Source organism: Rheinheimera mangrovi (assembly GCF_003990335.1).
Taxonomy (GTDB): domain Bacteria; phylum Pseudomonadota; class Gammaproteobacteria; order Enterobacterales; family Alteromonadaceae; genus Pararheinheimera; species Pararheinheimera mangrovi.
Genome location: NZ_CP034683.1, coordinates 3,429,324 through 3,444,815 on the forward strand (window position 1 = coordinate 3,429,324; position 15,492 = coordinate 3,444,815).

Annotated in this window: 9 protein-coding genes, 2 tRNA genes and 3 rRNA genes; 6 read left to right on the forward strand and 8 right to left on the reverse strand. The window is 50.4% G+C overall.

The genetic code is table 11. The annotated features are described in order from the left end of the window. Window positions 1-8: 8 nt before the first annotated feature. Entirely contained in the window at window positions 9-359 is a 351-nt protein-coding gene (locus tag EK374_RS15535; RefSeq protein ID WP_127025478.1) for a c-type cytochrome, read from the forward strand. A 44-nt stretch (window positions 360-403) separates the two neighbouring features. On the opposite strand, the gene EK374_RS15540 is transcribed toward EK374_RS15535, so the two are convergent. Continuing rightward, window positions 404-1,117: a GntR family transcriptional regulator gene (locus EK374_RS15540; protein WP_127025480.1), complete on the reverse strand. Its 714-nt coding sequence runs from the start codon at window positions 1,115-1,117 to the stop codon at window positions 404-406. An 89-nt stretch (window positions 1,118-1,206) separates the two neighbouring features. After that, window positions 1,207-2,391 (reverse strand): acyl-CoA dehydrogenase, encoded by a 1,185-nt coding sequence (locus tag EK374_RS15545; protein WP_127025482.1) that lies wholly within the window; start codon window positions 2,389-2,391, stop codon window positions 1,207-1,209. A gap of 133 nt (window positions 2,392-2,524) precedes the next feature. Between EK374_RS15545 and EK374_RS15550 the strand changes: the two genes are divergently transcribed. From EK374_RS15550 to EK374_RS15570, 5 genes are all read left to right on the forward strand, one after another. Beyond that, a complete protein-coding gene (locus EK374_RS15550) occupies window positions 2,525-3,190 on the forward strand; it encodes an isochorismatase family protein (protein WP_127025484.1) in 666 nt (221 codons plus the stop codon). A 17-nt stretch (window positions 3,191-3,207) separates the two neighbouring features. Continuing rightward, a complete protein-coding gene (locus EK374_RS15555) occupies window positions 3,208-4,149 on the forward strand; it encodes a polysaccharide deacetylase family protein (protein ID WP_127025485.1) in 942 nt (313 codons plus the stop codon). Continuing rightward, window positions 4,149-5,081 (forward strand): polysaccharide deacetylase family protein, encoded by a 933-nt coding sequence (locus tag EK374_RS15560; RefSeq protein ID WP_127025486.1) that lies wholly within the window; start codon window positions 4,149-4,151, stop codon window positions 5,079-5,081. The genes EK374_RS15555 and EK374_RS15560 overlap by 1 nt, the downstream gene beginning before the upstream one ends. Before the next feature lie 95 nt (window positions 5,082-5,176). After that, window positions 5,177-6,043 carry an isocitrate lyase/PEP mutase family protein gene (locus EK374_RS15565; RefSeq protein ID WP_206099225.1) on the forward strand — a complete coding sequence of 289 codons (867 nt, stop codon included), beginning with the start codon at window positions 5,177-5,179 and terminating at the stop codon, window positions 6,041-6,043. 3 nt (window positions 6,044-6,046) lie between these two features. Beyond that, entirely contained in the window at window positions 6,047-6,937 is an 891-nt protein-coding gene (locus EK374_RS15570) for a hypothetical protein (protein ID WP_127025487.1), read from the forward strand. Window positions 6,938-7,025: 88 nt separating this feature from the next. Here the strand turns inward: EK374_RS15570 and EK374_RS15575 are convergent, their stop codons facing one another. The 6 genes from EK374_RS15575 to EK374_RS15600 form a co-directional block, all read right to left on the reverse strand. Further along, a complete protein-coding gene (locus EK374_RS15575; RefSeq protein ID WP_127025488.1) occupies window positions 7,026-9,068 on the reverse strand; it encodes a methyl-accepting chemotaxis protein in 2,043 nt (680 codons plus the stop codon). Window positions 9,069-9,769: 701 nt separating this feature from the next. Next, window positions 9,770-9,884, reverse strand: a 5S ribosomal RNA gene (rrf, locus tag EK374_RS15580). A gap of 76 nt (window positions 9,885-9,960) precedes the next feature. Further along, a 23S ribosomal RNA gene (locus EK374_RS15585) occupies window positions 9,961-12,842 on the reverse strand. A 196-nt stretch (window positions 12,843-13,038) separates the two neighbouring features. Continuing rightward, window positions 13,039-13,114: transfer RNA gene (locus EK374_RS15590), tRNA-Ala, on the reverse strand. Between the two features lie 44 nt (window positions 13,115-13,158). Continuing rightward, a tRNA-Ile gene (locus EK374_RS15595) sits at window positions 13,159-13,235 on the reverse strand. Window positions 13,236-13,442: 207 nt separating this feature from the next. Further along, a 16S ribosomal RNA gene (locus EK374_RS15600) occupies window positions 13,443-14,978 on the reverse strand. Together the 16S, 23S and 5S rRNA genes with 2 tRNA genes alongside form the textbook arrangement of a ribosomal RNA operon. Window positions 14,979-15,492 lie beyond the last annotated feature (514 nt).

Genomic DNA, 15,492 nt, shown 5'->3' on the forward strand with positions numbered 1-15,492 from the left:
GAGCCCTTATGAAAACAAACTCTGTGTGTGCTTTGCTGATGTGTATGCTGATCAGCAGTTGTTCCGAGCAGCCGCCTATGGCTTCAGACACTGCCGATCCGAAGCAGCAACTACTGCGCCAGGGCCAAAGCCGCGCTGTCAGTTGTGCCTCTTGTCATGGCCAGCAGGGAGTGTCGGCAATAGCGGCTTATCCTTCGTTGGCAGGACGTAGTCAGGCCGAATTAAAAGCGGCTTTGCTGGCCTATCGCGGTGGTGAAAAAACCAATGCACTGATGTCAGCTCAGGCCAGCGCACTGTCTGATGCCGATATTGAATTGCTGTCAGCTTATTTTGCCGCTTTACCAGCTGCTAAAAATTAATAGTGGAGCAATGGGAATTAAACATAGTGCTGCAAAGCGCAGTGTTATTGCGGTAACAGCACATGGCTGTAGCTATAGCGATGTGCCGGGTAAACGCTTTGAGCAACCAGAATAAGTTGCTGGTTTTTATCAAAATAACGGCGGCTTATTCGCATGGCTGCCGAATTTTCTTCAACCCGCAGCGCTTTGGCGTAGCTTTTGTCCATCAGGCTGGCGGACAACTGCTGTTCCACTTTACCTATGCGGCTGGCCTGTAAAATATTCACCATAGTTTGCACCGCTGTGCTGCTGTTTTTCAGCGCTTCGGTGGTGGCATCCTGCTGGTCAATACGGTAAATCTGGGTATAACAAATGGCGGCATTGCTGTACGGATCAGTTCTGACGCCACCTAAATACACACAAGCCGTGCCTTCTGTAGTACCCAATAATTCAGCCAGACCAGTGTCGGCCTGGATCAACTCACACTGCTCCAGCCTGAACCGGGTTTGCTGACCAAACTGCAGCACATCCTGCACTGAGCTAACAAACTGATTAATGCGCTCCGGCAGACTGGTGCGCACCACCACGGTACCTGAGCCCTGTCGCCTGCTGACTAAACCAACCCGCTCGACACTACGCAGTGCTTCACGCGCTGTATGCCGGCTGATCTGCCAGCGCAGGCAAAGTTCACGTTCAGTCGGCAGCACAGCGCCCAGTGGAAACAGGCCGGACAGGATGTCTTCTGTCAGTTGTTGTGCCAAAGCACGGTACTTTGCCATGATGCTGCCTCTTGCTAAAGCGCTCAGGCTATTGCTCCAAGCGATTCAGTTTACCTGGCTATAGTCTGCAGTCTGCGCCTTTATCCGCTTTAGAAAAACGCCTGCAATCCGGTTTGCGCCCGGCCTAAAATCAGCCCGTGCACGTCGTAGGTTCCTTCGTAGGTATTGACGGTTTCCAGGTTGATCATATGACGGATCACGTGGAATTCATCCGCTATGCCATTGCCACCGTGCATGTCACGCGCCATACGGGCTATATCAAGCGACTTACCACAGTTGTTGCGTTTGACCAGTGAAATCATGGTGGGATCCCAGCGCCCCGTATCAATAATGCGGCCAACCCTTAACGAGCCTTGCAAGCCCAGACTGATTTCGGTTTGCATATTCGCCAGCTTGGTCTGGAACAACTGAGTTTGCGCCAAAGGCCGGTTAAACTGCTTGCGATCCAGGCCATATTGCCGTGCTGCATGCCAGCAAAATTCCGCCGCCCCCAAAGCGCCCCAGGAAATACCGTAACGCGCCATATTCAGGCAACTGAATGGCCCTCTTAAGCCTCGAACTTCTGGGAACATGTTCTCGTCCGGCACAAATACATTGTCCATGACGATTTCACCTGTAATAGAGGCGCGCAGCGACAACTTGCCCTCAATTTTTGGTGCTGATAAACCCGCCATGCCTTTTTCCAGCACAAAACCGCAAATGGCGTTGTCTTCGGCTTCATTTTTTGCCCAGACCACAAACACATCGGCGATCGGCGAATTGGTGATCCACATTTTGCTGCCGGTCAGGCGATAGCCACCAGGTACTTTTTTCGCTCTGGTTTTCATACTGGCCGGATCCGAACCTGAATCAGGCTCAGTTAAACCAAAACAACCAATCCACTCGCCTTTGGCCAGTTTTGGTAAATACTTTTCCCGCTGCGCTTCGCTACCAAATTTATAAATAGGATGCATCACTAAGGAGGACTGCACGCTCATTGCACTGCGATAACCACTGTCTACTCGTTCAACTTCGCGCGCCACTAAACCATAACTGACATAGTTAACGCCCGAGCAGCCATAGCCTTCAATGGTGGCGCCCAGTAAGCCAACGTCACCAAAACGGCGCATTACGTCAGGGTCAAAATGTTCTTCGCGATTGGCCTTCAGAATGCCAGGCATCAGCTCTAGCTGACAAAAGTCGTGAGCCATATCCCGGATCAGCCGCTCTTCTTCCGACAGCTGATCATTTAACAGCAGAATATCGTCCCAGTTACTTAATACGCCATTACTCACAGTGCACCTCGAATCATCGTAATTTACCGGCATGGTAGTAGATACAATTGTGGCTTGGACTGATATTTGTCAATTAAACAGCGGGTTTCATGTCGTAGTATTTTTTTCATCTTGGGTTGGCAAGGGGTGAATTATGGAAACCACAACAAAAACTGCAAAAGAAATTTATGCGGAGGTGAAAAACAATCCGACCCGTAAATTGTTTGGTTTTGGCAAAAAAGCTGTGCTGGTGAATATCGATCCGCAAAAGGCCTATACCGCAGTCGGGCAATTTAACAGCGCTTATGAAACCGACCCACAGCAGCTGCATTATGTCAATCAACTCGCTGCCCAGTTCCGCCGCCTGAACTGGCCTGTGGTCTGGACTTATGTTGCCTATATGCAGTCAGGCGAAGATGCCGGCGTCTGGGGCACCCGCACTAATACACCGGACTCCTTGCAAAATATTAAGTTTGGTTCTGAACGCGCCAGTTTTGATGAGCGACTGCAGATCGATCCGCAACGCGATGTGATTTACTGCAAAAAAATGCCCTCAGCTTTTTTTGAAACTCAATTGCAATCCCTGCTGGTATGGCATCAGGTCGACACTGTGATCCTGACGGGTGGTTCTACCTCAGGTTGTATCCGCGCCACAGCGGTGGACTCGCTGTCACGCGGCTACCGCACCATAGTGCCGGAGCAATGTGTCGCCGATAAACATGAAAGTTACCACTACGCCAATCTGACCGATCTGGCGTTGAAGTATGCCGATGTGCTGGACGTCAGTACTGTGCTGGATTGGGTTCGTCAGCAAGGCTGAGCATAAAGGAGGCAAGCATGAAAGCAGATCCGGGGTTTTATCAGTACTGGCCCTATCAAAACCGGCCGAAAATTCGTTGGCCAGGTGGCAAAAAGCTGGCGTTCTGGCTGGCGCCCAATATTGAATTTTACGAGCTGAACCCGCCAGATAACCCACACCGCAAAGCCTGGCCTCAGCCCTTTCCGGCAATACAGGGTTATGGTATCCGTGACTATGGCAACAGAGTGGGCCACCTGCGGCAAATGGCTTTGCTGGACAAATACGGCATTCGTGGCTCCATCAGTTTATCAACCGCCTTATGCGACCATCACCCGGAAATCATTGCCATGTGCAAAGAGCGCAACTGGGAGTTTTTCAGCCACGGCATTTACAACACCCGCTATACCTACGGCATGTCGGAGCAGCAGGAACGCGACATGATCCGCGATTCCATCGAAAGTATTTATCGCCATACCGGCCAGCATTGTGCCGGCTATTTAGCTCCGGCTTTGTCGCATTCCGAGCTGACGCTGGATTTATTTGCCGAAGTGGGCACAGAGTTGTTTGGTGACCAGGCAGGCTTTTACACCTGCGATTTATTTCATGATGATCAGCCCACCCCTATTCAGCTGCGCAGCAATAAACGTTTTGTCTCTATTCCTTATTCTCTGGAAATGAACGACACCATTGCTTATGTGGTAAATAAAGTTGAACCGCGTCGTTATGGTCAGATGTTAAAAGATAATTTTGACACCCTGTACGCTGAAGGCGAGCAATCCGGCACCATTATGTGCATTCCTACCCATAACTATCAGGTGGCCTGCCCGCACCGGCTTAAAGCCTTTGAGGAAGCGCTGGATTACATTACCAGCCACCCTGATGTCTGGATCACCACAGGCCGTGAGATTGCCGACTACTACCGTCAGCATTATTACGACACAGCCCTGGCTGATATAGCTGCGAAACAAGGAGCTGCATAATGGCACTGGACGACTCTCATTTAAGCTACCCGCTACGCCGTTATGGCATGGACCATGACTACTACGACTGGTCTATGCTGGCAGAGCGACCAGCAGTGCGCTGGCCCGGCAATAAACCACTGGCGCTGTGGGTCAATATCAGCCTGCAGTTTTATCCGCTTAATCAGCAGGGTAAACCTTATAAAGTGCCGGGTGGCATGACTATGCCCTACCCGGATCTGCGCCACTACAGCCTGCGCGATTATGGCAACAGAGTGGGTATTTTCCGGCTGTTGGCTGCGCTGGATAAATACGGCATCACTCCCACTTTTGCCGTTAACAGCGAGCTGGCACTGCGCACTCCATATCTGCTGAACCTGCTGAAAGAGCGGGGGAATGAAATTCTTTGCCATGGCTGGAATATGGACAGCCTGCACTATGGTGGTATGCCAGAGGCAGAGGAACAAGCCTTGATCAGCCGTTCGCTGCATACCTTACGTGATTTAACAGGCCAGCCCATTACCGGCTGGCTCAGTCCGGCACGTAACCAAAGCGAGCACACATTGGCACTGCTGGCAGAGCAAGGTATTCAGTACTGTGCCGACTGGGTCAATGATGACATGCCCTATCGTTACACTCACAGCAAAAAACCGCTGTGGGCATTGCCGCTTTCCACTGAACTGGAAGACTTTTTTATTCTCGGCAATAACCTGCACAGCGAATCCTCTTATGTCCAGCAAATTGAAGACGCCTGCGATTTACTGCTGCAGGAAGCCACGACTCAGGGTGGCCGCTTGTTGGCGCTGAATATTCACCCCTGGCTGCTTGGTCAGCCGCATCGGATTGGTTATCTGGAAAAGCTACTGGCGTATCTGAGCCAACAGCCGGTGTGGAATGCGTCGGGCAGTGACATAGTGCAGGCCTTTGCCGCACAGCAGCAGGCGGGCGCTTAATCAGAGTGCATTGACCACAACAACTTAACCACAGCAGGTTAATCCCAACCTTAACTAAGAGTTCGCCGCATCGGCGGCGAACAACAGGATAGAGTATGCATGCAAAAAAACTGGCCGACCTGATGAAAGGCCCCGATATTCTGCTGGCGCCGGGTGGCTATGACGCCTTGTCCGCCTCTTTGATTGAGAAAGCTGGCTTTAAAGCTATGTATTTATCAGGGGCCAGCATTGCTTACACCAGACTGGGTCGCCCTGATATAGGTTTAGTGTCGATGAGTGAAGTGGCAGAAACCATAGCGCTGATCCGCGAACGTGTTGATTTACCTATCATTGTTGATGCTGACACCGGTTTTGGTAATGCCATTAATGTGCAGCGCACTGTGCGGTTGTTTGAGCGCTCAGGTTCTTCAGCTATTCAGTTAGAAGACCAGCAAATGCCAAAACGCTGCGGCCATCTGAAAGGAAAATCGCTGATTTCAACCGCAGAAATGGTCGGAAAAATCAAAGCCGCTACCGATAGCCGCCAGAACAGCGATACCTTCATTATTGCCCGCACTGACGCTATCGCAGTGGAAGGTTTTGACAAAGCCATGGAGCGGGCAGACGCTTACTACCAGGCCGGTGCTGATGTACTTTTTATTGAAGCCCCAGAATCGCTGGCGCAAATGCAGCATATGAACAGCTACTTTGAAGGCAAAGTACCGCTGCTGGCCAATATGGTGGAAGGCGGTAACACCCCGTTGCAATCAGCAGCAGACTTACAAAAGTTAGGCTATCAATTGGTGATTTTCCCTGGCGCCCTGGTTCGGGCTTATAGCTTTTTGGCGCAGAACTTTTTGGCCACACTGAAAACCGAAGGCAGCACCCAAAATTACCGCGATAAGATGCTGGATTTAACAAGTCTGAATAAGTTGCTTGGGACAGAGGATATTCTGAGCAACGGTAAAAAGTATGAGGGCTAAGCCATGAGCCAACGCCAGCTCGGGCCTATACTGGGTGCAACGCTAGTGACCAGGCATTTTGATCAGACCAGTTTGGCCTACTGCCAGCAATTGGGTTTTACACTGAGCTATCAAGGCACGGTCAGCGAGGCCTTAGCGGCGTTTTGGCAAGCGCCGGACCTCTGTGGTAACAGGCTGCAGATACTGGCCGCCGCCAATAGCGATCCCTGGTTACGAATGGTTGAAGACCCCAATGCACCAGACAATAAGCCGCTGCAACGGCAAGGCTGGCTGGCACTGGAAACCAATGTCGCCAATGTGGATGCAGTGCGCACTGCCATTGATCCGGAGCAGTTCACAGTGATGGGGGAACCGGCCTACTTGCAATTGAGTGATGCCATCAAAGCAATGCAGGTGATAGGACCTGCAGGCGAAGTCAGCTACCTGACGGAAATACAGCGGCCCGTCCCCCCCTTTGAACTGCCGCAAACCCGTCACTTCAGCGCCAGTATTTTTATTCCGGTGCTGGCGGTACCAGACCGGCAGGCCGCAGTCGACTTTTATCAGAACTTACACAATGCCGATAAAGCCTTGCTGTTCAACACCAAAATTACCGTACTAAACAAAACTTGGCAGAAAGCCCCCGACCAGCAATACCCTGTGGCAACCTTGCAGCTTGATGGTTTATGTTTGTTTGAAATAGATGAACTGCCGCAAGCTTTACCTCTGACCAAAGCCGCAGGCAGCTTGCCTTCAGGCATAGCGCTGATCAGTTGTATCTGTAAAGACTTAGACCGGGTTGCCGCTTTAACAGGCGCCAGCATTCATCAATTTCATGACCCTTATTACCCTTCTGATCGCTTTATTTTACTGACTGGCACTGCAGGTGAGTTGATTGAGTTGGTGGAGGGCTGAAGCATCATAGTGCTGAATAGCCTTGTAAAGTTCATTCAGTAGCGCTCAGGCACTGGTTCCGTTGCCAATGCCTGTGCTGCTTCAATGATTAACTATGAATTCTGAATTGGGACACTACAGAACTTAACGTCGTAGCGGCCTGATCCAATTGTTGTGCCTCAGAAGTTAACTCAGCGGCATGAGCTGCAGTGGTATCCACCAGTTGGGTAATACGGTGCAGATTCTGATTAATATCTTCTGCCACTACACCTTGTTGCTGGGTCGCTACTGCAATTTGCGAGCTTTGTTGCTGCACCACTTCAATCGCCTGCCCTATAGCGAATAACGCACCTTGCATGGCTTTTGCCCGCTCTGAACTTAACTGAGTCTGCTCCCGGCCTTGCTGCATTTTCAACTCAGCTTCTTTGGCAATGGCTTGTAGCTTCTCCACCATAGAACGGATATGCCCAGTACTTTCGCTGGTACGTCCTGCCAAAGAACGAACCTCATCCGCTACGACCGCAAAACCACGGCCCTGTTCACCAGCACGCGCAGCTTCAATAGCTGCATTTAAGGCTAATAAATTGGTCTGATCGGCGATTGCTTTGATCACATCCACCACAGCACCGATATTTTCGGATTCTTTTGCTAAGCCCACCACAACATCCACAGCATCAGACATAGTGCCCGCCAAAGCGGACATATCCTGTAATGCAGCCTGCGATAACGCAGAACCTTCAGAACCACGCTTTTGCGCAGCAGAAGCAGCAGAGCTTGTTTCCTGAGCGTTGCGGCTAATTTCATGCACAGTGGCCGACATTTCGGTCACAGCAGCAGACACTGCATCAATTTGCAATTTATTGTTCTGAATTTCCTGATCCGTTTGTGACGCCACCTTGTTCAATTGCTGACTGGAATGGTGCACCAAAGCAGATTGCTCGGAAGTACTTTGTAAAGACAAACGCAACTTGCCAATAAAGCTGTTGAAATGCTGAGCCAGAACACCAACTTCGTCCGAACTTTGAATAGCCAGTGTGCGGGTTAAATCACCTTCACCGCTGGCGATATCTTTCATCGCCACAGTTAAATCAGATAAAGGCCGGATAATACGTTGTGTTGTCAGCACCACAACCAGCGTGATGACTGCCAGCATAAGCAAGGTAGCAAACAACGCCCAACCCGTAGCTTGTTGTACTGGCGTCTCAATCAGCTCTGCAGGTATTAATAAACCAACCAGCCAGTTCATTTTAGGAAACTCCAGACTGACAGGCTTATACGACACATAATAACTTTTGCCTGACAAACTGACTTTGGTAAAACCAGATTTTTGCTCTTTGGCTGCTCGTGCAACTGCGCTGAAACCTGCTGTACCAGCAATATTTTTATCTAACAGGTCCAGCGGATCATTGGCTTTAACTTCAATTCCTGCTGCTTTAGAGAAATGCACGACCTGCCCCACGCTATCAAGCAAAAATGGCAAGCCTTCCCCCTGATAACGGATACGTTCTACCTGCTCACCCAGCTTATCCAAATGCAGATCCAAACCACCGACACCCAATAAAGTCCCGTCAGGTAAATACACTGGCCCTTCCACTACAGCTGACACAATACCCGTAGTGAAATCAGCAGAAGGTGAGCCGACAAAAAACTTATTGTGCTCAAGGCTTAATTTGTACCACGGGCGCTGGGTTGCAAAATAGCCCTTGCTGACATCCCCGGCATCCGGACCTTCTTTATCCACGCCCGTTCTGGAGCTTTCCCTGAAGTATTCAGCACTGCGATCCAGTGCAAAAAAAGCCGACAGTATATTGGGATCCCGCTCACTGATCTTAATAAAACTGTTGTTGATGTCCTGATAACCAGGCACTGAATTCAATTCGGCATTACGGCCCGGGTAAGCCTGAAACCAGGCCTGAAACTGCGGAGCCTCCAGAAAAGTACGGGCAACCTGCGCATACTCAGCAAAAAACTTGCCTATATTCACCGATTCAGTAGTGACTAATGAGTCAACCTCAGCCTGCACTTGCTGGCGTGTCAGCTGGCTTAAATGGTTCACTGTAAAAAGCGCAGAGAGCAATAACAGCACTGCAACTGAGCCACCTACCGCCATTAATAGTTTTTGTTTTATGGATAGATTTTTAATGTAAGACATAACAACCCCCAAATGGATACCGCATTATAAAAACATAAAGCTGCTGGTTTTACCACTGAATTTACTTAGGTGAATAAGTGAAATTAATCAATGATTTAGATGTATCAGATTGGTGCGTATTAATGGGTGATTTTGGTGCGGTTGGGTTATTTTGGGGCCGCTGAGTTTTATTTTTGTCTGAGAGTTGAGCAGTTTTGGGTGTTGGTTTGAGCGGATTTGTTCTGAATTCGGGGGCGGTGAACTACTTTATTGCGGGCGTCCTGCCCTCCACCCTTCGGGCCGGCTTCGCCGTTCCAGTTCGTTCCGGACGTTTTTGTGCTCACTCCATCCTGGGGTTCAGGTCAGGTGGCAGCAGGTCGTCTTGTCCGGCCATTGCTCGACCCATCCTGGGCCTCGTCGCTTCGCGACCCGCTGAAGCGGTCCCAAACTGCTCCCGGCAGTTTGGTCGCAGAGCTCAAGGCGTGAAACAGGCGTGACGCAAAACTGTTTGCGTCCCGAATTCCCTGTTTCACCCTGGCGGTGAACTACGTTGCTCACCCCGTCCGTGGGGTTCGTCCCTGCGGGACCCGCCGTTGGCGGTCCAAAAACGTTCCGGACGTTTTTGTCGCATGGGGAATGCCCTGCTCGAATGGCCCACCACCGATTTCGAAGTAAATAAAAAAACCCCTCGCTTTCGCGAAGGGCTTTTCCATTTATTGGGAGCCTGGCGGTGAACTACTCTCGCATGGCATCTGCCACACTACCATCGTCGCGGCTGCGTTTCACTTCTGAGTTCGGAATGGAGTCAGGTGGTTCCACAGCGCTATTGCCACCAGGCAAAAACTGTTTTTATGTCTTTAACAAGCAAACCGATAGAATTCTTTATCACACCAACAAACACCTTGGGCGTTGTATGGTTAAGCCTCTCGGGCAATTAGTATGAGTTAGCTTAACACATCACTGCGCTTCCACACCTCACCTATCAACGTTGTGGTCTCCAACGACCCTTATGTGTACTCAAGGTACAAGGGATGACTCATCTTTTGGCCGGCTTCCCGCTTAGATGCTTTCAGCGGTTATCCGTTCCGAACATAGCTACCGGGCAGTGCCATTGGCATGACAACCCGAACACCAGCGGTTCGTTCATTCCGGTCCTCTCGTACTAGGAACAACTCCAATCAATCATCCAACGCCCACGGCAGATAGGGACCGAACTGTCTCACGACGTTCTAAACCCAGCTCGCGTACCACTTTAAATGGCGAACAGCCATACCCTTGGGACCGACTTCAGCCCCAGGATGTGATGAGCCGACATCGAGGTGCCAAACACCGCCGTCGATATGAACTCTTGGGCGGTATCAGCCTGTTATCCCCGGAGTACCTTTTATCCGTTGAGCGATGGCCCTTCCATACAGAACCACCGGATCACTAAGACCTACTTTCGTACCTGCTCGACGTGTCTGTCTCGCAGTTAAGCTGGCTTCTGCCTTTGCACTAACCGTACGATGTCCGACCGTACTTAGCCAACCTTCGTGCTCCTCCGTTACTCTTTAGGAGGAGACCGCCCCAGTCAAACTACCCACCAGACACTGTCCGCAATCCCGATCAGGGACCCACGTTAGAACATCAAACATACAAGGGTGGTATTTCAAGGACGGCTCCATCAGAACTGGCGTTCCAACTTCAAAGCCTCCCACCTATCCTACACATGTAGGGTCAATGTTCAGTGCCAAGCTATAGTAAAGGTTCACGGGGTCTTTCCGTCTAGCCGCGGGTATACGGCATCTTCACCGCAATTTCAATTTCACTGAGTCTCTGGTGGAGACAGCCTGGCCATCATTACACCATTCGTGCAGGTCGGAACTTACCCGACAAGGAATTTCGCTACCTTAGGACCGTTATAGTTACGGCCGCCGTTTACCGGGGCTTCGATCAAGAGCTTCGCTTGCGCTAACCCCATCAATTAACCTTCCGGCACCGGGCAGGTGTCACACCCTATACGTCCTCTTACGAGTTTGCAGAGTGCTGTGTTTTTAATAAACAGTTGCAGCCAGCTGGTCACTGCGACTCTCATATGCTTACGGAGCAAGTCCTTCACACACAAGAGCGTACCTTCTCCCGAAGTTACGGTACTATTTTGCCTAGTTCCTTCACCAGAGTTCTCTCAAGCGCCTTGGTATGCTCTACCTGACCACCTGTGTCGGTTTCGAGTACGGTCGACAATACCTGAAGCTTAGAGGCTTTTCCTGGAAGCGTAGCGTCAACAGCTTCACCACCTTAGTGGCTCGTCTCGTGTCTCAGAATATAGGGAACCGGATTTGCCTAATCCCCCTTCCTACGCACTTTCACATGGACTACCAACGCCATGCCTGCCTAGCTTTCTCCGTCCCCCATCGCAGTATTGTCGGTACGGGAATATTAACCCGTTTCCCATCGACTACGGCTTTCGCCCTCGCCTTAGGGGCCGACTTACCCTACCCTGATTAGCATGGGATAGGAACCCTTGGTCTTCCGGCGGGGAAGTTTTTCACTCCCCTTATCGTTACTTATGTCAGCATTCGCACTTCTGATACCTCCAGCAACCCTCACGAGTCACCTTCAACGGCTTACAGAACGCTCCTCTACCACTTGCACATAGTGCAAGTCCACAGCTTCGGTGCATGGTTTAGCCCCGTTACATCTTCCGCGCAGACCGACTCGACTAGTGAGCTATTACGCTTTCTTTAAAGGGTGGCTGCTTCTAAGCCAACCTCCTAGCTGTCTATGCCTTTCCACATCGTTTTCCACTTAACCATGACTTTGGGACCTTAGCTGGTGGTCTGGGTTGTTTCCCTTTTCACGGCGGACGTTAGCACCCGTCGTGTGTCTCCCGAGTAGTACTCATTGGTATTCGGAGTTTGCAAAGGGTTGGTAAGTCGGGATGACCCCCTAGCCTTAACAGTGCTCTACCCCCAATGGTATTCGCTCGAGGCGCTACCTAAATAGCTTTCGAGGAGAACCAGATATCTCCGAGCTTGATTAGCCTTTCACTCCGATCCACAAGTCATCCCCAAATTTTTCAACATTTGTGGGTTCGGTCCTCCAGTTAGTGTTACCCAACCTTCAACCTGCTCATGGATAGATCGCCCGGTTTCGGGTCTACACCCTGCAACTATTCGCCCAGTTAAGACTCGGTTTCCCTACGGCTCCCCTATTCGGTTAACCTCGCTACAGAATGTAAGTCGCTGACCCATTATACAAAAGGTACGCAGTCACCCAACAAGTGGGCTCCCACTGCTTGTACGTACACGGTTTCAGGTTCTATTTCACTCCCCTAACAGGGGTTCTTTTCGCCTTTCCCTCACGGTACTGGTTCACTATCGGTCAGTCAGGAGTATTTAGCCTTGGAGGATGGTCCCCCCATGTTCAAACAGGATACCACGTGTCCCGTCCTACTCGTTTTCATTGATAAAGCCTTTTCGTGTACGGGGCTATCACCCTGTATCGCCGCACTTTCCAGAGCCTTCCACTAACGCTTTACCAACTTAAGGGCTAGCCCCCGTTCGCTCGCCGCTACTAAGGGGATCTCGGTTGATTTCTTTTCCTCGGGGTACTTAGATGTTTCAGTTCTCCCGGTTCGCCTCGTATGACTATGTATTCATCATACGATACCTGATAAATCAGGTGGGTTTCCCCATTCGGACATCTGTGAGTCTAACGTCTCTTACCGACTTCTCACAGCTTTTCGCAGGTTAGCACGTCCTTCATCGCCTCTGACTGCCAAGGCATCCACCGTGTACGCTTAGTCACTTAACCATACAACCCCAAAATGTCTGAAGTTATAGGTGTGATAAGGTTCACAACTAAATTGTTTTACCTTGTTTTCTTTCTATCAGCTTGCCAATTTGTTAAAGAGCACTTCGAGCATAAAGCTCAAAAAGAACAATTCTTTCAAAGAATGGTTGTTTTTAAGTTTTCAAACAGTATTTACTTTCAGAATCTTCTTAAGTAATGGTGGAGTTAAGCGGGATCGAACCGCTGACCTCCTGCGTGCAAGGCAGGCGCTCTCCCAGCTGAGCTATAACCCCAATCTACATTGGTTCATTCGTTGTCAAGCTGACTTGCAGCGAATTGGTTGGTCTGAGTAGACTCGAACTACCGACCTCACCCTTATCAGGGGTGCGCTCTAACCACCTGAGCTACAGACCAGCTCTAACTTGTCTGTTTGTCTTATCGCTTCGTTGCAACCATCGCTCACTCAGTCATGTACTTTTCGTACACTCCTTCATTCGCTCAGGCTACGCTTTGCGCTAAACCAAACATCCTGCGTTATCCTCGCGGATACCGCTTTTACTGTTTGCTCTACGTATCAATCAATCATCTGTGTGGACACTACACGAACTAGTCTGCTTTAGGTAAGGAGGTGATCCAACCCCAGGTTCCCCTAGGGTTACCTTGTTACGACTTCACCCCAGTCATGAATCACAAAGTGGTAAGCGCCCTCCCGAAGGTTAAGCTACCTACTTCTTTTGCAACCCACTCCCATGGTGTGACGGGCGGTGTGTACAAGGCCCGGGAACGTATTCACCGCAACATTCTGATTTGCGATTACTAGCGATTCCGACTTCACGCAGTCGAGTTGCAGACTGCGATCCGGACTACGATACGCTTTAAGAGATCCGCTCACTGTCGCCAGCTTGCCTCCCTCTGTACGTACCATTGTAGCACGTGTGTAGCCCTACTCGTAAGGGCCATGATGACTTGACGTCGTCCCCACCTTCCTCCGGTTTATCACCGGCAGTCTCCCTAGAGTTCCCGACCGAATCGCTGGCAACTAAGGATAGGGGTTGCGCTCGTTGCGGGACTTAACCCAACATTTCACAACACGAGCTGACGACAGCCATGCAGCACCTGTCTTACGGTTCCCGAAGGCACAACCGCATCTCTGCAGTCTTCCGTAGATGTCAAGAGTAGGTAAGGTTCTTCGCGTTGCGTCGAATTAAACCACATGCTCCACCGCTTGTGCGGGCCCCCGTCAATTCATTTGAGTTTTAATCTTGCGACCGTACTCCCCAGGCGGTCTACTTAGTGCGTTAGCTGCGCTACTCACAGTACAAGACCACGAACAGCTAGTAGACATCGTTTACGGCGTGGACTACCAGGGTATCTAATCCTGTTTGCTCCCCACGCTTTCGCACCTCAGCGTCAGTATTGTGCCAGGGGGCCGCCTTCGCCACTGGTATTCCTCCAAATCTCTACGCATTTCACCGCTACACTTGGAATTCTACCCCCCTCTCACATACTCTAGTTAGCCAGTTTTGAATGCAATTCCCAGGTTGAGCCCGGGGCTTTCACATCCAACTTAACTAACCGCCTACGTGCGCTTTACGCCCAGTAATTCCGATTAACGCTTGCACCCTCTGTATTACCGCGGCTGCTGGCACAGAGTTAGCCGGTGCTTCTTCTGCGAGTAACGTCAAAAAGCTGCGCTATTAACACAACTCCCTTCCTCCTCGCTGAAAGTGCTTTACAACCCGAAGGCCTTCTTCACACACGCGGCATGGCTGGATCAGGCTTGCGCCCATTGTCCAATATTCCCCACTGCTGCCTCCCGTAGGAGTCTGGACCGTGTCTCAGTTCCAGTGTGGCTGATCATCCTCTCAAACCAGCTAGAGATCGTCGCCTTGGTGAGCCATTACCTCACCAACTAGCTAATCCCACGTAGGCGCATCCGATAGCATGTGGCCCGAAGGTCCCACACTTTGGTCCGTAGACATTATGCGGTATTAACAGTCGTTTCCAACTGGTATCCCCCTCTATCGGGCAGCTTCCTACGCATTACTCACCCGTCCGCCGCTAAATCAGGGAGCAAGCTCCCCTCATCCGCTCGACTTGCATGTGTTAGGCCTGCCGCCAGCGTTCAATCTGAGCCATGATCAAACTCTTCAATTAAAGTTTAATTGCTACCGAAGTAGCTGCTCAGTATCACTGACTTAAAACATATTTCTATGTAAGTCACTTCACTGATATATATTCTTTGTGCGATTGCTCGCTGCAGAATCTAAACCGTGAGTGCCCACACAGATGATTGATTGCTTATTGTTAAAGAGCTGTGCCGAACCGGTTATTACCTTGCTCAGCGGGAGGCGTATCTTACACTTCCCAGAATTTGTGTCAAGCCAGCGTCTTGAAATTATTTATCAAACCCACCTACTCAACGCGCTTCGCTTCACTTTTGAGCCTTTCGACTCCACCGCGTTGCGAGGCGGCCATTTTAGTGATTTTCAACTCCGTGTCAAGCGATGTTTTGCATCATTTTTCACTTCATTTCAAAACCACCCCAGAGCTGCTTTCGCACCACCCCGTTGGCATGGCGCGCATTATAGGGAGTTTTAATTCCGACGCAACACCTAAAATGACAATTTGATGATATCCGTGAGCGTTCGCTCAGAAAAAAAGCAAAACG

Coding starts and splice junctions, on each gene's coding strand:
- EK374_RS15535 (WP_127025478.1), top strand. CDS start 9: ATGAAAACAAACTCTGTGTGTGCTTTGCTGATGTGTATGCTGATCAGC.
- EK374_RS15555 (WP_127025485.1), top strand. CDS start 3,208: ATGAAAGCAGATCCGGGGTTTTATCAGTACTGGCCCTATCAAAACCGG.
- EK374_RS15550 (WP_127025484.1), top strand. CDS start 2,525: ATGGAAACCACAACAAAAACTGCAAAAGAAATTTATGCGGAGGTGAAA.
- EK374_RS15540 (WP_127025480.1), bottom strand. CDS start 1,117: ATGGCAAAGTACCGTGCTTTGGCACAACAACTGACAGAAGACATCCTG.
- EK374_RS15575 (WP_127025488.1), bottom strand. CDS start 9,068: ATGTCTTACATTAAAAATCTATCCATAAAACAAAAACTATTAATGGCG.
- EK374_RS15565 (WP_206099225.1), top strand. CDS start 5,177: ATGCATGCAAAAAAACTGGCCGACCTGATGAAAGGCCCCGATATTCTG.
- EK374_RS15570 (WP_127025487.1), top strand. CDS start 6,047: ATGAGCCAACGCCAGCTCGGGCCTATACTGGGTGCAACGCTAGTGACC.
- EK374_RS15560 (WP_127025486.1), top strand. CDS start 4,149: ATGGCACTGGACGACTCTCATTTAAGCTACCCGCTACGCCGTTATGGC.